Source organism: Radiobacillus kanasensis (genome assembly GCF_021049245.1).
In the GTDB taxonomy this organism is placed as follows: Bacteria; Bacillota; Bacilli; order Bacillales; family Amphibacillaceae; genus Radiobacillus; species Radiobacillus kanasensis.
The window spans coordinates 2887267-2908117 of sequence record NZ_CP088020.1 but is presented as its reverse complement, the minus strand read 5'-3'; the positions used below and the strand labels follow the sequence as shown (position 1 = coordinate 2908117).

Genomic DNA, 20851 nt, shown 5'->3' with positions numbered 1-20851 from the left:
TTTTACTAGATTACTAACTTTAAGTGCAGACATCAAGGTAGATAACATAAATGAGGTAAAGGTGATAAATATATGATTGATATGCAGGGAGTACAAAAAACATACCCAAACGGTGTACAAGCTTTAAGCGGTGTGGACGTTCAAATTGACGAAGGTGAGTTTGTGTATGTAGTAGGCCCGAGTGGGGCAGGCAAATCTACCTTTATTAAAATGATTTATAGAGAAGTGAAACCTTCCAAAGGATATATCCGGATCCATAAACAACAGCTTCACAATATGAAATGGAAAGACGTTCCCTACCTACGACGAAATATCGGAGTCGTATTCCAAGATTTTAAATTGCTACCTAAACTCTCCGTTTATGAAAATGTTGCATTTGCCCTTGAAGTAATTGAAGAATCGCCGAAAGCTATACGGAAACGTGTGATGGAAGTTCTAGACTTAGTAGGACTGAAAAATAAAGCTCGTTTTCTGCCAGATGAACTGTCAGGTGGGGAGCAGCAACGTGTATCGATTGCTAGAGCAATTGTGAATAAACCTAGTCTGTTAATCGCAGATGAACCTACAGGGAACTTAGACCCTGAAACCTCATGGGAAATCATGAATATTTTGGAAGAAATCAACGCAAGTGGTACAACGATTATCATGGCCACACACAGCAAAGAAATCGTAAATACGATCAAAAAACGTGTTATTGCCATTGAAGGCGGACGGATCGTACGTGACGAAAGTCGGGGTGAATATGGCTATGACGTTTAATACCTTTAAAAGACATCTAAGAGAAGGAGCCAAAAACATCTTGCGTAATGGTTGGATGACCTTTGCATCCATCGGGGCTGTTACGACAACGCTGATTTTAGTCGGCGCCTTTTTAATGCTTATGCTTAACCTTAATCAAATTGCAGATAACATCGAAGAAGATGTTGAAATAAAGGTTTTGGTAGATTTAACGGCTGATCAAAGTCAGATTGATACGATAGGCGAACAACTTAAGAAAATACCTGAAGTGTCTACAGTGAAATTTTCTTCAAAGGAAGAAGAACTAAACGCTTTAATTGAGAGTATGGGGGAAGAGGGAAAGTCTTGGGAACTGTTTGAACAAGACAATCCATTAAACCATGCTTACATTGTGAAAACAGAAGATCCAACGGATGCCATTCAGGTTGCGGAAGAAATTGCGGAATATGACAATGTGCAAGAAGTTAACTATGGCAAAACGGTAGTTCAAAAGCTCTTCACCTTTAACGATTATGCTAGAAATATTGGACTAGCATTAATTATAGGATTAATTTTTACAGCTATTTTTCTTATCTCGAATACGATTAAGATTACGATTATGGCGAGAAGTAGAGAGATAGGAATTATGAAGCTAGTGGGTGCAACGAATGCATTCATTCGCTGGCCTTTTTTCATAGAAGGATTGTTATTAGGAGTGCTAGGAAGTATCGTCCCAATTGGCCTTATTCTTGGAGGATACTACTATTTAGAAGCTCATGTTAGTGACCTTATTAGCTTTGAGTTTGTGGAGCTATTGCCATTCAATCCGTTTGCATGGCAGTTATCCCTAATTATTCTTGTCATTGGTGCAGGTATAGGTGTTTGGGGAAGTGTCATGAGTGTACGTAAATTCTTGAAGGTTTAAATTCTATGATTCTATTCTTTAACCTTCGAAGCCGATTTATTGTGGAAGGGAGTAAAGCATGCAGATGAAAAGAAGTTTTCGCTCTATCATAATCCTCGCAGTAGCATTACTCACAATCTTTTCAAGTTCAGTCCTTGTGTATGCGGAGGATCTAAATGATGTCAAGGAAGAAATTAATGATTTAGAAAACCAGCAAGATGATATTCAAGAAAAGCAAGGGGACTTAGAAAATAAGACAGATGCAACGGAAGAGAAAATCGAAGACAATTTGCAACAACAAGACCAAGTAACAGATCAAATTGATACGATTAACAGTGAGCTAGATCAAACGAAAGCGAATATCGCTTCAAAGGAAAAAGAAATAAAAGACACGAATAATCAAATTGAGAAACTAAATAAAGATATTGAGGATTTGAAAGAGCGAATCAAGAAAAGAGAAGCTCTTTTAAAGGATCGTCTGCGTACTTTACAACAAAGTGGTGGGAACATTCCTTATCTTGAAGTGTTAATGGGAGCACAAAGCTTCGGGGATTTCTTAACCCGGGCAGCAGCTGTTACTACAATCATGGAACAGGATAAAGGAATACTAGAAACGCAAGCTGCTGATAAGAAAGAGTTAGAAACGAAACAGGCGTCTTTAGAGGATAAGAAGAAATCTTTAGTTAGTCAAAAAGAGGAGCTTCAAACTCTAAAAGCTACATTAGATCAACAAGCGGCACAAAAAGAAAAGTTAATGGTACAGTTGGAAGAAGAAGAGCAGCATTTAGAAGACTATAAAATGTCTCTACAAGAACAACAAGAAACATTAGCAGCACAAGCATCCATTATTGAAAAAGCAAAAAAACAAGCCCAAGCGGAAGCTTCTCGATTAGAGAAATTGGCTAAGGAAGAAGCACAGAAAAATGCCGGCTCTGGTGGTGGTTCTGGATCAGGATTATCTGCAGGTGGTAGTGGCATTTTTGCATGGCCAGCTGAGGGAAGTTTAAGCTCTGATTATGGTCCAAGAGACCTTGGTTATCACCGAGGAATTGACATTGCCAACAAAACAGGGACTCCAATCAAGGCTGCTGCATCTGGAGTTGTAGCCAGAGCCAATTGGTCCAATAGTTACGGAAATGTTGTGTATATTTATCATCCGCAGTATGATAAAACTACGGTGTATGCACATATGTCTAGTTTATCCGTATCCTATGGCCAATCTGTAGGTGCACTACAAACCATTGGAGCAATGGGGAATACAGGTAATTCTTATGGAAGTCACTTGCACTTTGAAGTACATGAAGGCGGTTGGGACTATCATTCTGGGATTAACCCTATACCTTTCTTGCCATAAACTTCTGACATGAAATAGACAAATTAGGCATAAACTAAACAATAGCAAAGGCATCGCACATCGGTGTGGTGCCTTTTTGTGCCATACATACATGATATACTTCTAGAAGAAATCCTATAGTTTGAGGTGAAACCATGCATATCAAAAAGCAGTACATCGTGTTACTACTATTGGCAGCTTTGCTGCTCGGTGCTGCTGGGTCCTATTTTGGTGTACAACTAGCCACATCTAATGAAGATGATTCGGATTCATCATCACCCTCAGCAGAGCGCTTTGTTGACTTAAGTCCTGAAGAGCAGCAGGAATTTTTTAGTAACATGAAAGGCATGGAAGACATGTCGAAGGTAGCGCAAGCTTTCTCTTTAATAAAAGATAGTTACTTAGAAAAAGTAGAGGATAAGCAGCTTATCGAAGGTGCCATCCAAGGGATGCTCGATACATTAGAAGACCCATATAGTGTGTACATGGATAAAGAAACGATGGAGGAATTTAACCATCAAATCGAATCATCGTTTGAAGGAATTGGTGCAGAGGTAAGTATGGTCGATGGAAATGTCACAATTATCGCACCGATTAAAGATTCCCCTGCAGAAAAAGCGGGCTTAAAACCGAACGACCAAATTTTAAGTGTGGACGGAGAAAGCCTAGAGGGACTAGATTTATATGAAGCAGTCTCCAAGATTCGTGGGGAACAAGGCTCTAAAGTTAAACTGGAAGTAAAACGTCCAGGGGTAACTGATCTGTTAACCATTGAACTGACAAGAGATGATATCCCGTTAGAAACGGTCTACTCTGAAACGAAAACTGTAGACGGGAAAAAGGCTGGAGTCATTGAAATAACCTCATTCTCTGAAAAGACAGCAGAAAGCTTTAAAAAAGCACTAGATGATCTAGAAAGCCAGGGAATGGAAGGGCTGGTCATTGATGTACGTGGAAATCCAGGTGGATTGCTAACTGCTGTAGAGGAAATTTTGAAAAACTTTATTACGAAAGATCATCCATACGTTCAAATTGAGGATCGAGACGGGAAAAAATCTCGTTATTTCTCTGAACTGGAGAAGCCCAAAGATTACCCGATTACCGTGCTTGTGGATGAAGGAAGTGCTTCTGCATCAGAAATCTTGGCAGGTGCCATGAAAGAAGCTGGTGGATACGATATTGTAGGAACGAAAAGCTTCGGAAAAGGAACGGTTCAACAAGCCGTTCCAATGGGTGATGGAAGTACGATTAAATTAACAATGTTTAAATGGTTAACCCCAGAAGGTAACTGGATCCATAAAAAAGGGGTAGAGCCGACGATAGCAGTGAAACAGCCGGAATACTTCTACGCTAATCCGATTCAGATTGAAGAGCCATTAACCTTTAACCATACCGGTCAAAAAATTGAAAGTGCCCAAATTATGTTGAAGGGATTAGGATTTGATCCTGGTCGTGAAGATGGATTCTTTAGTGAAGGAACGGAAAAAGCGGTTGAAGCCTTTCAATCTTCGAAAGATATAGAAGTAACAGGAAAAATTAATCAACAAACAGCGGATGTTTTACAAACAAGTATCGTTGAGAAAATTCGTAGCGGAGAAAATGACGTACAAGAACAGAAAGCGTTAAATGCACTATTTGATTAAGTTGGAGAACCTACGGGGGGAATCCCCGTGGGTTCTTCTCTTTTATGTAGGAAATATTAAGATTTAGGCAGGATTCTATTTGTCGAATAGCGAAATGTTTTAGTGTGTATTGCAAAGGTCGAGGGGAGTAAGTGACGATGATGGAAGATTGGTTATGGGAGCTATTAAAAGGGCTAGGGAGACTTTTCTTGAATCCAGTTTTGTACTGGTTCATTATTTGTGTCCTACTAGCTTCAAGACAGCGAATAAGTAAAGAACGTCGTTTATTTGGTACGAAAATATTCGATATATTTTCGGAAAGTAAACGAACAGCTTCTGTTTCCTTAATTGCAGGGATTATTCTTTCCTTGCTTTCGATTGGATTAGGAATTGTATTTGATTTTTACGTGCTGTTACTGATTGCAGCAGTGACGATAGCATTAAGTTTATTCTTACGATTTTCCTTGCTTTCTGCCGCATACACATTAGGATTTAGCTATCTAATTATTTTGGCTATCCAATATGTATATGGACCAGAAACAAATATAGATATACTGGAAGAATTGCAACATATAGATGCGGCTAGCTTCACGATTATTATTGGCTTTTTCTTGATAGTAGAGGCGTTCCTTCTACTAAGAATAGATCAAAGGGAAACCTTTCCGGAGGTTGTCAAAGGGAATCGTGGAAAGTGGATTGGGCAGCATCGTTTAAAAAAAGCAGTAATTATACCATTTTTCGCCCTGCTTCCTAGTGGATTTATAGAGCCTTTCGCGCCTTGGTGGCCGATTTTTACCATCGAGGGAGATTCGTATGGGTTGGTTCTTATTCCTTTTCTCATCGGTTTTGAGCATGTAGCAAAAGGATTTTCACCTGTTGTGACTGCAAAAAAGTTAGGAAATGCTGTTTTAATTTTAAGCTTAATTGTCATCGGTTTCGCTATTTCCAGCTACTATTATGCGTTTATGTCCTTAGTAGCAGTGGTTGTGGCCATCGTTGGTCGAGAGTGGATTTCGTATCGTCATCGGCTACAGGATCAGCAGAAATCTGCTTACTTTTCCCCAAGCTCTACTGGAATGCTAGTACTAGGTGTAATTCCTGGTACCCCAGCAGATGGTCTAGGGCTTTTAGCGGGAGAGCGTATTGAAAAGGTGAATGGAAAAGTTGTGACTAATGTACAAGAGTTTTATGAAGCATTGCATACGAGTAGTGCTTCATGCCGATTAGATGTTCGCGACGATCGTGGAGAAATTCGTTTTGTGCAGCGAGCGATGTATCAAGGGGAACATCACGAGCTTGGAATTGTTTTTGGAAAGTGAAAGAATAAGTAAGAGACAGCTAAAGCCAATACCTATCGATGATGGGTATTGGCTTTTTCTTCGCCAAGCCCAGGGTAAGTGCCATATTTACAAAGTGTCGTATTGTTTGCAAGAAAAATAAAAAAAGGGGGCGGAATATATATTTTTATCACGTCTATATAGTAGGAGGGAAGCGATGAGTAATAGTCAAGACATGGAGTTAGTAAAAAAAGCAAAGGAAGGTGATGTGCAAGCCTATTCAGATCTCGTCGTAAAATATTCGAATGCTATATATGGGACTGCTCTCTCCATGACACGGGATAACCATGCAGCTCAAGATATTGCACAAGAAGCTTTTGTTAAAGCTTGGTCCAGCTTAAGCACGATAAAAGACAGTCGGAAATTTTCCAGTTGGTTATATATGATTACGAAGCGATTATCTTTGGACCTGCTTCGAAAAAGCAAACCGTATGAAGACATAGACCAGCACCCTCATTTGTTCGATCACTCAGAAAAAGTAGATGTTATCGTACAAAGAAAGTTTGAAAAGAAATCTGTCTGGGACGCCATATATAAGCTAGATGAGAAGAATAGACAAGTGATTATTTTATACTATATTAGTGGATTTAGTGCCCGTGAGATTAGTTCATTTTTGGATGTGTCTACTCGTGCTGTAGAAAGCAGAATTAGACGATCAAAAGGATTACTTCAAAAGGAGTTGTTACCTGTGATGGAAAAAGAATTATCGGAAAACAAGGTTGGTAAGAAATTCCACGAGGATGTATTATGGCGAATTGTACCTCGAATTGCAACAATTGAGATTCCTGTATCCCAATTACAAAAAGCGATAGATTGGTACAATAAAATTTTAGGAACTAAAGTAGGCTATCAAGATTCCAACACCGCTATGATCTATTTGCAAGGAGGACAAAGAATTGGGGTACCTACTATTTATCTAGTAGAGACAGAAAGCAAAGAACGTCTAACTTTTATAAACACCAAGAATAATATTGCACATAGTGTCATTGATTTTTATGTAGAGGACCTCGATCGATTCCATCAGTTTTTAAAACATGATGGGGTAGAAGTAACCGACATTAACCTAATTCCAGGACAAGAAGGAAAAGGTGGATTTGGCTTTAAGGATTTGGATGGGAATTCCCTATCTGCTTGTAACGTCACCTTTAGAGGGCAAGTTTAAACGGAGGGTGGTTAAATAACAGGCTATTCATGATAAATTTTTGTGTACTCTCCAATGTAATTGCCGTGTTCTCCCATAGCATGTTAAACCACAGAAAAACTGGGCCTTCAACTGTTGGAGGTCTAGTTTAATTGATAGAATGAACAAGTCTATTTCTTTCCGTACACTCGATCATAATAGGGTTTTTATCTTAAAGAAGTTACCTAATAAAATTCAATTGCTAGATGGATCAAAAATCTTATATGAGGAAGGATTGAACATTCCATCGTTAAGTGTTAAAATAAATCAATCGTTTATACTTGTCAGACATCTAACAACACAATAAATTCACAAAAAAATTGCTGAAATGTAAGTAAACTGTATGTTACTCCAAATAAATATGGAGGTCGATTTTTTTCGAGTCGACCTCGGGCGGGCGAGGGATTAAATACGGAGGAAACATTCATTATGATTCAGCAACTTAGTCAATACTTTCAGTTGGAAGCAAACGGGACAACGTGGAAAAGAGAATTGACAGCAGGACTTACCTCTTTTTTCACAAGCGCCTATATCATTTTGGTAAATCCCTTAATTTTAGAAGACGCTGGAATATCATTAAGTATAGGTGTCATAGCGACAGTTATCGCCTCTATTATCGGCTGTTTACTAATGGCCTTATGGGTTAATGCACCCATTATTATTATTCCTGGGATGGGAGTAAATGCTTTTTTTAGCTACACCATTGTTCAATCCTTAGGCCTAACTTGGCAACAAGGATTAGGTGTTGTAGTCATTTCTGGATTATTATTTTTACTCGCTAGTGTCACTCCTTTTGGGAATAGGATTTTAACCGCTGTCCCAAGCTCGATAAAAAATGGCATTACGGTCGGAATAGGTTTATTTCTTACCTTTATTGGGCTACAGAAGGGAGAAATCATCCAGCCAAGTGAAACGACTTTTGTCGCGCTGGGCGATTTCGGTAATCCTATTGCATTGTCCACGATAGTAGGACTAGTGGTTACCTTAATTCTATTTGTCCGCAACATGAAAGGGAGCTTATTAATTGGGATCTTCTTTACAAGCATCCTGTCGATTGGGCTTATCGGAAAGCCTGAGACTGCAGATAAGTCCATTGATTTTCAGGCTTATGGCCAGATTTTTAGCCAAACTGAATTTGGCGTCCTGCAGATTCCTTTTTGGATTGCCGTTTTTTCCTTAACGATGATTGTTCTTTTTGAAAACATGGGGCTACTAAGCGGAATGCTACCAGATGTGAAGAAATTTCCACGTGCATATAAAGCAGTTGCAGTCTCTACGATTGTATCGGGATTCTTTGGTACAAGCCCGACTGTTGCAGCTGCTGAGAGTGCATCAGGGATATCTGAGGGAGGAAAAACGGGGATTCCAACATTAGTGACAGCTGTCTTGTTCGCATTCTCTCTATTGGCATTGCCAGTCATTCAGCTAATACCTGGAAATGCAGTGGCACCAGTTCTAATTATCATTGGGGCTTTGATGATGAAAAGTGTCCAGGATATCTCCTTTCATGAATTTTCAGAAGGGTTTCCAGCTTTTTTAATTATTGTCGGCATTCCTTTAACGTCTAGTATTGCGGACGGATTAGCTTTTGGATTTATCGCATATCCAATCATGAAGGCTGCGATCGGGCAATGGAAACAGGTGTCCCCTATAGTGTACGTCATTTCAGGACTGTTTTTATTAAATATGATTGCTTCTACTGTGTTTATGCATTAAGCCTTTTCTCAAAAAGGTATATCTAATAAAAGCAGCTTGGTCCAAGTTGGATCATATAAAAAAACATATAAACCTAGGAGGATAGAACACCTATCCTCCTAGGTTTATACTTTAATTTCCAGTAATTCTCGTATTTCTTCTTCAGATAACTTCGAAAGCATCGTTTCTCCAGGTTGGATGATTTGATCGACCAGTTCTCTTTTCTTTTGTTGAAGCTCAAAGATTTTCTCTTCGATTGTACCTTCTGTAATTAACCGAATAACCTGCACGACATTTTTCTGCCCAATACGGTGTGCACGTCCTGCTGCTTGTTCTTCCACCGCAGGGTTCCACCATAAATCATAGAGGATAACCGTATCTGCTCCAGTGAGATTTAATCCTGTTCCACCAGCTTTTAAAGAGATGAGGAATACATCGTTTTCTCCTTCATTAAATGAATCAACCATTTGCACTCGCTGTTCGGAAGGAGTAGAGCCGTCTAAATAGAAGGCTTCAAAACCAGAAGCGGATAGTCGCTTGTGAATGATCTTTAGCATGCTGGAGAATTGAGAGAAAATAAGGGTACGTTTTCCGCTCTGCTTCAGTTCTTTCACGAGCTCTTCTAATTGATCTAGTTTTCCTGAGCGTCCTTTGTAACTATCTAGGAAGAGCGCAGGGTGACAACATATTTGACGGAGACGTGTTAACCCAGCTAATATTTCTATTTTCCCTCGATTAAAACCTTTTTCTTTCACTGTTTGTGCAATTTCCTGCTGGATACGCTCGAGATAGGCCAGATACACTTCCTTCTGGGATGTTGTTAAATCGGAGTACTGGACGGTTTCAATCTTATCTGGAAGCTCGTGTAGCACTTCTTTTTTCACACGACGTAGGATAAATGGTCGTGTAATTTTCGCAATATAGTCAGACTTTAATTGTAAGAATGCTTTTTTACTTCCAAAAAGTCCAGGTGATATCGCTTGGAAAATAGACCAAAGCTCGTCCAATGCATTTTCAATCGGTGTTCCACTTAAAGCGAATCGCTTGCTTGCTGAAATAACTCGTACTGCCTTGGCCGTTTGAGTTATATGATTTTTAATGGCTTGAGCTTCGTCTAAAATCATCGAGTCAAAGTGTTTATCGTGATAGTAATCGATATCCTTTCGCAACGTAGGATAAGAAGTAATGTAAATATCTGCATCCATCTCTTCTTCTAGCACTTTTCTTCGTTGTTCCTTATTTCCTGTGATGATGACGACATGAAAATTTGGTGCGAATTTTTCTATTTCCTTTTTCCAGTTGTAGAGTAAGGAAGCAGGGGTTACGACCAAGTTTTTAATCGGTTGTGTTGCGCTCTCCTTTTCGGATAGCAAGTACGTAATCGTCTGTACAGTTTTCCCTAATCCCATATCATCAGCCAAGATTCCACCAAGGTGGTAATGCGCTAATGTTTTAAACCATTGGAATCCGGTATGCTGGTAATCACGTAGCTCTGCTTGTAATCCTTTTGGCAAAGAGAATGATAAAAGGTTTGGATGCTTCAGTTGGTTGAGCAGCGTTCTAAAAGATTCATTGTACGTAGATTCATCTTGTCCGAAGGCATCTTCTACTTGAAAGCTTCTTGCTGCTGGAAGCTGTAACGTTCCATTTACCAGTTGTTGTTTAGAAAGCTGCAATTGATCCGCAAATTCACGGAATGATTCGAACGAATCTTCCTCTAAAGAAAGCAGGGCCCCGTCCGGAATTCGATAATATTTTTTCTTTTCTACTAAAGCTTGTAATACGTTATCTATATCTGTCTGAGAAATACCTAAAATATCAAACTGAATGTCTAACATACCGTTAGTTGGATTCAATTCTACCGATGTGGATAGTTTATGGTCCTGGTCTGTTGTCATGGCTTCCACACTAGTTGATAAAAACACATCCGCTTTTTCTTGTAAGGTGTGTAAGTCTGTTCTCAGAAATTGATAAATGGATTCTTGTTTGAATAAGTGAAATCGACTGTTTAAGTAAACAAATCCGGCCTCTTCCATAAGTAGTAGGATTTCCAGTTCCTTGGGATGGTTTCGTTTGATGACCGTATCCAATCCACTATCATCCTGATAGGGGAGAGCCATTTTTCCACCATAATGAAATTCCACACGGGCGGAAAGAACCTGGTCTACTTCTTCCACATATACTTTCGTTTGCAGAGGTGCAATCGTAATTCGTTCCTGCATTTTTTTCGTATAGGTCACGGTACCGAGCTTTTCCAAGTTAGGAACAACTTTGGTCAAAAAGGCGGATACCTTTTCCTTGGCGATCGGATGAGCGTAGCTTGTTCGATATGGCAACAGACTATAAATTTGTCCCATTATCGCCTTTTGTTCATCATTTAAGCCGTAGAACGTCCCGTTAGAAAATAAATACCCATAGCTTTCGAAATATTGATAGCTAGCTAAACTGGATATATCTAAATAAAAAGTATCCTGTTGATCCGAATCTAGTTTAAAGGATAAAGGTCCGCGCTGATTCGTCACTTTCATAGTATCGTATTCTTCTTCGGTATTTGCCTTAAAGGTCGTTGCTCGTTCGGCTATTTTTGGCAAGAGTGTCCCAATAATACTTGGTGATAGGAAAAGGCTCCGCTTATCTTGAACCGGATCTGTTGCATACGATGTAGAAAACAATGATTCATTTTCGTGGGATAGCACCAAGTCACGAATCAACGATTGATCCTCCACGGAAAAACTATGCTTGTCGGGCATATACGTAAAGCTTGGTGTAATTTGATAGGCTTGCCTATTTCGATAAGCTTGTAAAAATTCACGAATATTTTTGACTTGAAACAGTTTTTCCGGGCCAACTTTCAGCTGTACCTCAAGAAAGAGTTTCGAGTTATAAGGGTGTGTTCGACTCGCTAGTTGATACGTGATTTGAAGGGTCTCCTTTTCGGTTCTTTCAGTAATAGTACTGTTTAATGCATCCATGAGTCGAGTTGAGAACGTATCGTTTTTGTATAGAATGGGCTGCTCATCCTCTTCTGAGGAGTGTACTCTTTGTGCCGATTCCTGACTAATCGCGAGAAGGACGGCAGCAATATGCTTACAGGTGTAGTGCGTCGCATATGCCGGGCAATCGCAGCTTGCTTCTAAATCATCATGCTCAAAAAAGAAGACACGAACACTGTAGGGTTCTGTCCCGCGTACTTGTGCACGCCAGCTTCTAATAGACGGGTTGTGTTGTAATCCGTAGACTCTTCCCTTATGAAAGTAGTCAAAGCCCCGCTTATAAAAACGTTCTCCTGTAATTCGAACGATGTCTTGTTTGTCTAAAAAGTAAGATCGCATGTCTCTTGTCCCCTGTATATAAAAGTCTATCCTTTTATTATATCATCTTTTTCCATTTAGTAGAGGATGGGTGAGGTTGATTTATTCAACTAAAAATGCTATGTTTTGATGGGTAAAAACAGATAAAGGAGCATCAATCCAATGTGATACAAAATCCCTTATAACAACAATGAGCATAAAAAATTGAACAAAGAATGGAAGGGATTGTCATGTCCATAAAGGATGAAGTGTTAAAACGTAAAACCTTTGCGATTATTTCGCACCCGGATGCGGGAAAAACAACCTTAACAGAAAAATTATTATTATTTGGAAACCTGATTAGATCGGCTGGTACGGTAAAAGGAAAGAAATCCGGAAAATTTGCGACATCAGACTGGATGGAAATTGAAAAACAGCGTGGTATTTCTGTTACATCAAGTGTGATGAATTTTCCTTATAAAGGCTTTCAAGTCAATATATTGGATACACCAGGACACGAGGACTTCAGTGAAGATACGTATCGTACGTTAACAGCTGTTGACTGTGTTGTCATGATTATAGATGCAACGAAAGGGATCGAGGCGCAAACGTTGAAACTTTTTAAAGTGTGCCGTATGAGAGGGATTCCGATTTTCACGTTTATTAATAAGTTAGACCGTGAAGGCAGAGAACCATTAGACCTATTAGAAGAGATTGAAACAGAGTTAAATATTGAAACCTATCCGATGAACTGGCCGGTAGGAATGGGCAAACGCTTTTTAGGAATCTTTGATCGGTATAAGGAACAATTCGTCCAATACAATGGGAACGAAGAAGAAACGTATATTCCTTATGCGGATTTGGATAGCCCTGAGCATGCAGAGCTTGTCCAAAATCCAACGTACGAGGAAACGAAAGATGAATTGGCGTTGGTAGACGAAGCAGGTAATGAATTTTCTTTAGACGCTGTATTAAAAGGCGAGCTTACCCCTGTTTTCTTTGGAAGTGCCTTAGCTCCTTTTGGTGTTCAAACGTTTTTTGACACGTTTATTTCAATGGCGCCAGCACCAACACCACGAAAAACGACCGAGGGTGTCATGAGTCCTGACAACCAAGAATTCTCGGGATTTGTCTTTAAAATTCAAGCAAACATGAACCCGGCTCATCGTGATCGAATTGCTTTTCTAAGAGTTTGCTCCGGAAAATTTGAACGAGGGATGAGCGTCAAGCTTGCTCGTACAGATAAGCCAATTAAACTGTCGCAGTCCCAGCAATTTGTGGCATCCTCTCGAGATACGGTGGAAGAAGCTTATGCGGGGGATATTATTGGGATTTACGACCCGAATGCCTACCGAATTGGAGATACACTTATCGAAGGAAAAGAAAGCTTTGAGTTTGATGAGCTTCCGCAGTTTCCGCCAGAGCTTTTCAAAAAAGTAACGGCCAAAAACGTTATGAAATCCAAGCAATTCAAAAAAGGAATTGAACAGCTCGTACAAGAAGGAGCTATTCAGCTGTTCAAGGACTACCGTGCCGAATCTTATATCATCGGGGCAGTTGGACAATTACAATATGAAGTGTTTGAGTATCGGATGAAAAACGAATACAACGTGGATATATTATTTGAATCAATTGGGGAACGAATTCCTCGTTGGATAAAAGCAGATCAGGTCGATCCAAGTTTATTCGATGAACGAAACCTCCTTGTACGGGATCGAGAAGGGGAAGCAGTTGTCTTATTTAAAAACGACTTCTCACTACGCTGGTTTGTCGATAAACATCCGAAAGTGGAGCTTATCGACTTGTTTGAAGTAAATCAGTATGATCAGAGTTATAGTTAAGGGCCCTTACGATAGCGTAGTAGTTCCATTATTTTAGATAAAATAAGAACGAGTTAGAGGCCAAATCGTATTAATGATTTGGCCTCTAACTTATGATTTAGGCAGAAGAGGAATCTGATTGATAATTACATACTTTTGCTAGTAAAAGTCGAATGCGATCTCATTCAATGAACGAATTTTATTTTATACACAAAGAACCCGTCCTTCACAAGCGAGAATGAACCTATAATCTTCTAGTATGATTTTTTATTACTGTTACAATTTCATCAAATGTGTATTTATGATTTACAACATCAACGGTAAAGTCCTGTTCCTCTTCTATTCCCATCGTCCATCTATAATGGTTTACTTTCAAGAAAACAATTAGTGAGGCAAGTGCGGTTCGTTTATTCGCATTATGGAATGCGTGGTTCTTTGCAATTGATTCAAAGAGGGCAGTTGCTTTTTCGTGAACAGAAGGATAGGCATCTTTACCAAACACTGATTGTTTTGGTCTGTTAATAGCGGAGTCAAGTAAGCTTGGTTCTTTTACTCCTGTTGGCTCTTCAGGAGAGTAAAGACGAATTTGAATGGTGTTAATAGCGATAACTTGGTTTGTAGTTAAGTAGGTAACTTCGTCTATCATCTATCTACTAATCCTTTGAATGCTTTGTCATGTTCTCTAATGACATCATTTAGAATGTCCATGAATTCAGCATCTACACCATCAGGAAGTTTTATCTGCTCTTTTTTTCGTAGTAGGATTTTACCATCCTTGACTTCAACATGCACATCATCTCCATGAGCTAAACCAACTTGATTAAGAAGTTCAGTAGGTAGGGTGATTCCAAAACTATTTCCAACTTTCGTAATTTTTCTCTCGAATTGTCCCATAACTTTACACCTCTGTTATTCATGTTATAACAATTATAACATGAATAACAGATACTATTACATGATCGATTTCTAAGGTAAGTAGCAGTAAGGTAATAATATCTATAACTAAAAACGCTTGGAAATTTTTCCAAGCGTTTCGCTAATTTAATGTCAGTTAATTGTAATCTGCACTTCATTATGATCATGGGCGTCACCATTCATATAGTGAATCGTTACGGTAGCTTGCCCAGTTTTAGAGAACGTATAGCTTCCTTGATAACCATTATCCTTTTCCTCTAAGTCCAGCCAAACATGCTTTTCATGATCAGGTGTAGCAATTTCTAAAGACACCTTTGCACCTGTAATGTGCTCTTCTCCTTGCAAAGCTTCTACTATGATTGTAGCTTCCTCATTTGCCTTATACTCGCTTTCGGTCAGTTCTAGTGTAACAGGACTGCTTTCCTCGGAAGCGTGATCATGACCTTCTTCAGGGGCGGATTCTTCCATACTATCGCTACCCATTATGGAAATCTCTTTAATTGGCATGGTATGCAGCCCACGGGCAGTAACATGGGACTGGACGGAATACGTTCCTGCCGTACCGAACGTATAAGTAGCGACATACGCTTCATCTTGTAAAGAAGCAGTTACTTTTGTACTTTCTTCTTTGTTTTCGGCTGGCCAGATTTCAAATACAACCTCTTCAGCATCTGTTACGACTTCTTCCCCTTGTGTTACTTTTACTTGTAAGGAAATTTCTTCCCCTGTCATTCCTTCCTCAGGAACTTGCAAGCTGGCATCTATCATTTCTACTTCAGAAGTATCGTCCGTAGTTTCAGATTGGTTTTCGCTACAAGCACTCAAAACCAAAACAAATAGTATTAGTACTAGAATTTTTTTCATCAAACAGTTTTACTTCCTTTCTAATAAGCCAATTCTAATAGAATGAACTAATGAAATTTCATTTTTATGTAAGCTACTAAAAGTATAGCCATAAAAATGGTGAAATAACAATGAATGGGATGTGTAGATTTTGTGAAAATTCGGACCAAACAGTTCACTAAAATTTACATAAAAAACGTGATAGTCTATGACAAAAGATATAAATTTTAAAAACACGAATATTTGTTCTCTTTTTTGTAGATTTTTTAGTAGTTTGTGGTAAACTAACTTTAGAATAAAGGAACGGAGGTTGCATCGTGTCGGAACAGTTTTCTTTAGTATCACAATATCAACCGCAAGGAGATCAGCCAGTTGCCATTGAAAAACTAGTAGAGGGGATTAGAAGCGGTCAGCGTCATCAAACACTTCTCGGTGCAACAGGAACGGGTAAAACCTTTACTGTATCCAATATGGTAAAAGAAATTAATCGCCCGACCTTAGTGATTGCCCATAACAAGACCTTAGCGGGTCAGCTATACAGTGAATTTAAAGAGTTTTTTCCGGACAATGCTGTAGAATATTTCGTCAGCTACTATGATTACTATCAACCAGAAGCGTATGTTCCACAGACGGATACCTTCATTGAAAAAGATGCGAGCATCAACGATGAAATTGATAAACTACGACACTCAGCCACTTCTTCCCTGTTTGAAAGAAACGATGTGTTAGTAGTAGCCAGTGTATCCTGTATTTACGGTTTAGGTTCCCCGGAGGAATATAGAAGTCAAGTTCTTTCTTTACGTCTAGGAATGGAAAAGGATCGAAATGAGCTTCTACGTAACCTAGTGGACATACAATATGCGCGGAACGATATTGATTTTCAACGTGGGACCTTCCGTGTTCGTGGAGATTCAGTAGAGATTATTCCAGCTTCTCGTGAAGAGCATTGTGTCCGTGTGGAATTTTTCGGAGATGAAATCGACCGGATTCGAGAAGTAGATGCCCTAACAGGGGAAATCATTGGTGACAGAGAACATATTGCCATTTTCCCAGCATCTCACTTCGTCACTCGTGAAGAAAAATTAAAAGTTGCGATCAAAAATATTGAACAAGAATTGCAGGAACGATTAAAGGAATTACGAGACCAAAACAAATTGTTAGAAGCGCAACGTATAGAGCAACGGACGAACTATGATTTAGAAATGATGAATGAAATGGGCTTTTGCTCCGGAATCGAGAACTACTCCAGACATTTAACGTTCCGTGAGGCGGGAGCAACTCCATATACATTATTGGATTACTTTCCAGATGATTTCGTCATCGTCATTGATGAATCGCACGTTACCCTTCCACAAGTCAGGGGTATGTATAATGGGGACCAAGCGCGGAAACAGGTCCTTGTTGATCACGGCTTCCGTCTGCCTTCCGCTATGGATAACCGCCCATTGCGGTTTGAGGAATTCGAGCAAAAGGCAAAGCAAATGGTCTATGTTTCCGCAACTCCTGGTCCGTATGAAATAGAGCATACACCGAAGATGATCGAACAAATTATCCGACCAACGGGACTCTTGGATCCAGAAGTAGAAATCCGTCCAATCGAGGGACAGATTGATAACTTGATCGGAGAAATAAATAAACGGGTGGACCAAAATGAGCGTGTCCTGGTTACGACCTTAACGAAAAAGATGTCTGAAGACTTAACAGATTACTTGAAAGAGGTTGGCATAAAGGTAGCCTACTTACATTCCGAAATTAAAACATTGGAACGAATCGAGGTCATTCGGGATCTTCGTGTTGGAAAATATGATGTCCTAGTCGGAATCAATTTGCTTAGAGAGGGATTGGATATTCCGGAAGTATCGTTAGTTACTATTTTAGATGCGGATAAAGAAGGCTTTCTCCGTTCCGAGCGTTCTCTCATTCAAACGATGGGACGAGCTGCTCGTAATGAAAATGGGAAAGTTATCATGTATGCCGATAAGATGACCGATTCGATGCAAAAAGCTATCGGGGAAACCCAGCGTCGTCGGGAAATACAAATGGCTTATAACAAAGAACATGGCATTACGCCTCAAACGATACAGAAGAAAGTTCGTGATGTCATCCGTGCGACGATGGCTGCTGAGGATACAGAAGAGTACAAAGAGTCAAAACCAAGTGTTGCCAAGATGACCAAGAAAGAAAAAGACAAGTTAATCGAGAAAATGGAAAAGGAAATGAAGCAAGCGGCTCGGGATCTCAATTTCGAGAAAGCTGCCGAGCTTCGTGATCTTGTATTGGAACTGAAAGCGGAAGGGTGACCAAGATGGCTAAAAAATCGATTGTAGTGTTGGGTGCAAGAGCACATAATTTAAAAAATATTGATGTTGAAATTCCGAAAGACAAGCTCGTCGTTTTAACGGGTTTGTCTGGATCCGGAAAGTCATCGTTAGCGTTTGACACCATCTACGCAGAAGGTCAAAGAAGGTATGTAGAATCGTTGTCTGCCTATGCGAGACAGTTCCTCGGACAAATGGATAAACCAGATGTGGATACGATTGAAGGTTTATCTCCTGCTATATCGATTGACCAAAAAACGACGAGTCGAAATCCTCGTTCAACCGTAGGGACTGTAACGGAAATTTATGATTATTTGCGCTTACTGTATGCGAGGATTGGTAGACCAACCTGTCCGAATCATGGAGTAGAGATTGCGTCACAAACGGTTCAGCAAATGGTTGATCGAATCATGGAATATCCAGAGCGCACTAAGATGCAAATACTAGCGCCTGTCATTTCTGGACGTAAAGGCGAACATGTGAAAGTATTAGAGAATTTAAAGAAAGAGGGTTACGTTCGAATCCGTGTGGACGGAGAAATGATGGAAGTAACCGATGAGATTAAACTTGAAAAAAATAAAAAGCATTCGATTGAAGTGGTCGTGGACCGCGTTGTTGTAAAAGAAGGGATTGCGACTCGACTTTCCGATTCCATCGAATCCGCTCTTCGTTTAGGAGAGGGGAAAATCATCGTGGATGTGATTGGGGAAGAAGAACTATTATTTAGCGAGCATCATGCATGCCCTATTTGTGGGTTCTCTATTGGGGAACTTGAACCGAGATTGTTCTCCTTTAACAGTCCGTTCGGTGCTTGCGAACGTTGTGATGGACTGGGTTCACAACTTGAGGTCGACTTAGATTTAGTGATCCCAGATTGGGACTTAACGTTACGTCAAGGGGCAATCGTCGCCTGGGAGCCGACAAGTTCACAGTACTATCCGAAACTCTTAGAAAGTGTTTGCACCCATTACGGCATTGATATGGATGTCCCAGTGAAAAATCTTCCGAAGGACCAGATGGATCGTATTCTTTATGGTAGTGGGAAAGAGAAAATCTTCTTCCGCTATGAGAATGACTTTGGAGCTATTCGTGAAAATGACATTATGTTTGAAGGGGTTATCGCCAATATTGCCCGAAGATATAAGGAAACTTCTTCTGACTTCATCCGCGAACAAATGGAAAAGTATATGGCAGAAAAGCCTTGTCCGAAGTGTGATGGATATCGCTTAAAGCAAGAAACGATGGCCGTTCTTATCAATGGAAGTCATGTTGGAAAGGTAACGGAACTTTCTGTATCGGAATCGCTTGCGTTTTTCAATGGGCTAAATCTGACAGAAAAAGAACGTAAGATTGCCAACATGATTTTAAAAGAGATCAATGATCGTCTTTTATTCTTAACCAATGTTGGATTAGACTATTTAACTTTATCACGTACTGCTGGAACGTTGTCCGGTGGGGAAGCGCAGCGAATCCGTCTAGCTACTCAAATTGGTTCTGCTTTGACAGGAGTTCTTTATGTGCTTGATGAGCCGTCAATCGGACTTCACCAACGAGATAATGATAGGCTAATTGGAACGCTGCAAAGAATGCGAGACTTAGGAAATACCTTAATCGTCGTAGAACACGACGAAGATACGATGCTGGCAGCAGATTGGTTAATTGATATTGGTCCAGGTGCAGGTGAACATGGTGGAGAGATTGTCGCCAGCGGAACACCGAAACAAGTCATGAATAACAAGAAATCTCTAACAGGGGAGTACCTATCTGGTAAAAAATTTATTCCGCTCCCAATTGAACGTCGTAAGCCTTCTAAAAAGTTCGTTGAGGTTGTCGATGCGGAAGAAAATAATTTAAAGAATGTCAATGTCAAAATCCCAATAGGCTTGTTAACAACGATCACCGGAGTATCCGGTTCAGGGAAAAGTACCTTAATTAATGAAATCTTGCATAAGTCATTAGCGATGCAGCTTCAAAGAAGTAAGCAAAAGCCAGGAAAACATAAAAAGATTAAAGGGATTAAACATTTAGAAAAAGTAATTGATATTGATCAATCGCCGATTGGGCGAACACCGAGATCTAATCCGGCCACTTATACAGGTGCCTTTGATGATATTAGAGATGTCTATGCACAAACGAATGAAGCGAAGGTAAGAGGGTATAAGAAAGGTCGTTTTAGCTTCAACGTAAAAGGTGGGCGCTGTGAAGCCTGTCGTGGAGATGGAATATTAAAAATTGAGATGCATTTCCTTCCAGACGTTTATGTTCCATGCGAGGTCTGTCATGGCAAACGATATAATCGTGAAACGTTAGAAGTAAAATATAAAGGGAAGAGCATCGCAGACGTTCTAGATTTAACGATTGAAGAAGCGTTAGATTTCTTTGCTAATATTCCTAAAATAAAACGGAAGCTACAGACCATTGTAGATGTTGGACTTGGTTATGTTCGCTTAGGACAACCAGCTACTACATTGTCCGGTGGGGAAGCGCAGCGGGTGAAGCTCGCTAGTGAGTTGCATAAACGTTCCAATGGTAAAACGCTTTACATTCTAGATGAGCCAACAACAGGATTGCATGTAGATGATATATCTCGCTTGCTCGTAGTCCTCCAAAAGCTTGTGGAAAATGGCGATACGGTCGTTATTATTGAGCATAACCTAGATGTCATCAAGGCCGCCGACCATATTATTGACCTTGGTCCAGAAGGTGGCGATAAGGGTGGGCAAATTGTTGCTACTGGGACACCGGAAGAAGTCGCTGAAGCTGAAGGCTCTTACACCGGAAAATATTTGAAACCTATCCTAGAACGAGATCGTACTCGTATGGAGAGTATGATTAAGGAAAAGGAAGCTGTAAAATAAAACAAGAATTCTCAAGCAG

Annotated in this window: 14 protein-coding genes; 10 read left to right on the top strand and 4 right to left on the bottom strand. The window is 39.9% G+C overall.

What is annotated here, in order from left to right; genetic code table 11:
* Positions 1-72 precede the first annotated feature (72 nt).
* The 7 genes from ftsE (at position 73) to KO561_RS15155 (ending at position 8809) form a co-directional block, all read left to right on the top strand.
* Positions 73-759, top strand: a complete 687-nt coding sequence (gene ftsE / locus KO561_RS15185) for a cell division ATP-binding protein FtsE (protein WP_231094114.1) — start codon at positions 73-75, stop codon at positions 757-759.
* Positions 749-1642 carry a permease-like cell division protein FtsX gene (ftsX, locus tag KO561_RS15180; RefSeq protein ID WP_231094113.1) on the top strand — a complete coding sequence of 298 codons (894 nt, stop codon included), beginning with the start codon at positions 749-751 and terminating at the stop codon, positions 1640-1642. The genes ftsE and ftsX overlap by 11 nt, the downstream gene beginning before the upstream one ends.
* A 58-nt stretch (positions 1643-1700) precedes the next feature.
* A complete protein-coding gene (locus KO561_RS15175) occupies positions 1701-2975 on the top strand; it encodes a murein hydrolase activator EnvC family protein (RefSeq protein ID WP_231094112.1) in 1275 nt (424 codons plus the stop codon).
* 134 nt (positions 2976-3109) lie between these two features.
* A complete protein-coding gene (locus KO561_RS15170) occupies positions 3110-4597 on the top strand; it encodes a S41 family peptidase (protein ID WP_231094111.1) in 1488 nt (495 codons plus the stop codon).
* Between the two features lie 137 nt (positions 4598-4734).
* Positions 4735-5895, top strand: coding sequence for a PDZ domain-containing protein (locus KO561_RS15165; protein WP_231094110.1), 1161 nt, complete (start codon positions 4735-4737; stop codon positions 5893-5895).
* A gap of 175 nt (positions 5896-6070) precedes the next feature.
* Positions 6071-7075: a sigma-70 family RNA polymerase sigma factor gene (locus tag KO561_RS15160; RefSeq protein WP_231094109.1), complete on the top strand. Its 1005-nt coding sequence runs from the start codon at positions 6071-6073 to the stop codon at positions 7073-7075.
* Positions 7076-7522: 447 nt separating this feature from the next.
* Positions 7523-8809: an NCS2 family permease gene (locus KO561_RS15155; protein ID WP_231094108.1), complete on the top strand. Its 1287-nt coding sequence runs from the start codon at positions 7523-7525 to the stop codon at positions 8807-8809.
* Between the two features lie 104 nt (positions 8810-8913).
* Here KO561_RS15155 and KO561_RS15150 read toward each other — a convergent pair whose 3' ends face one another.
* Positions 8914-12120 (bottom strand): DEAD/DEAH box helicase, encoded by a 3207-nt coding sequence (locus tag KO561_RS15150; RefSeq protein WP_231094107.1) that lies wholly within the window; start codon positions 12118-12120, stop codon positions 8914-8916.
* A 209-nt stretch (positions 12121-12329) separates the two neighbouring features.
* On the opposite strand from KO561_RS15150, the gene KO561_RS15145 reads away from it, so the two are divergent.
* A complete protein-coding gene (locus tag KO561_RS15145) occupies positions 12330-13919 on the top strand; it encodes a peptide chain release factor 3 (protein WP_231094106.1) in 1590 nt (529 codons plus the stop codon).
* Between the two features lie 223 nt (positions 13920-14142).
* Here KO561_RS15145 and KO561_RS15140 read toward each other — a convergent pair whose 3' ends face one another.
* The 3 genes from KO561_RS15140 to KO561_RS15130 all read right to left on the bottom strand — a co-directional run bounded on the left by KO561_RS15140 (position 14143) and on the right by KO561_RS15130 (position 15677).
* On the bottom strand, positions 14143-14544 hold the full coding sequence (locus KO561_RS15140; protein WP_231094105.1) for a type II toxin-antitoxin system death-on-curing family toxin: 402 nt from the start codon (positions 14542-14544) through the stop codon (positions 14143-14145).
* Entirely contained in the window at positions 14541-14792 is a 252-nt protein-coding gene (locus KO561_RS15135) for an AbrB/MazE/SpoVT family DNA-binding domain-containing protein (RefSeq protein ID WP_231094104.1), read from the bottom strand. The genes KO561_RS15140 and KO561_RS15135 overlap by 4 nt, the downstream gene beginning before the upstream one ends.
* Positions 14793-14945: 153 nt before the next feature.
* The gene (locus KO561_RS15130; RefSeq protein WP_231097183.1) at positions 14946-15677 is read right to left on the bottom strand and encodes a FixH family protein; all 732 of its coding nucleotides are present in this window, start codon (positions 15675-15677) and stop codon (positions 14946-14948) included.
* 296 nt (positions 15678-15973) lie between these two features.
* On the opposite strand from KO561_RS15130, the gene uvrB reads away from it, so the two are divergent.
* Both uvrB and uvrA read left to right on the top strand, forming a co-directional pair.
* Positions 15974-17956: an excinuclease ABC subunit UvrB gene (gene uvrB, locus KO561_RS15125; RefSeq protein ID WP_231094103.1), complete on the top strand. Its 1983-nt coding sequence runs from the start codon at positions 15974-15976 to the stop codon at positions 17954-17956.
* A 5-nt stretch (positions 17957-17961) separates the two neighbouring features.
* On the top strand, positions 17962-20832 hold the full coding sequence (gene uvrA / locus KO561_RS15120) for an excinuclease ABC subunit UvrA (RefSeq protein WP_231094102.1): 2871 nt from the start codon (positions 17962-17964) through the stop codon (positions 20830-20832).
* Positions 20833-20851: the final 19 nt, after the last annotated feature.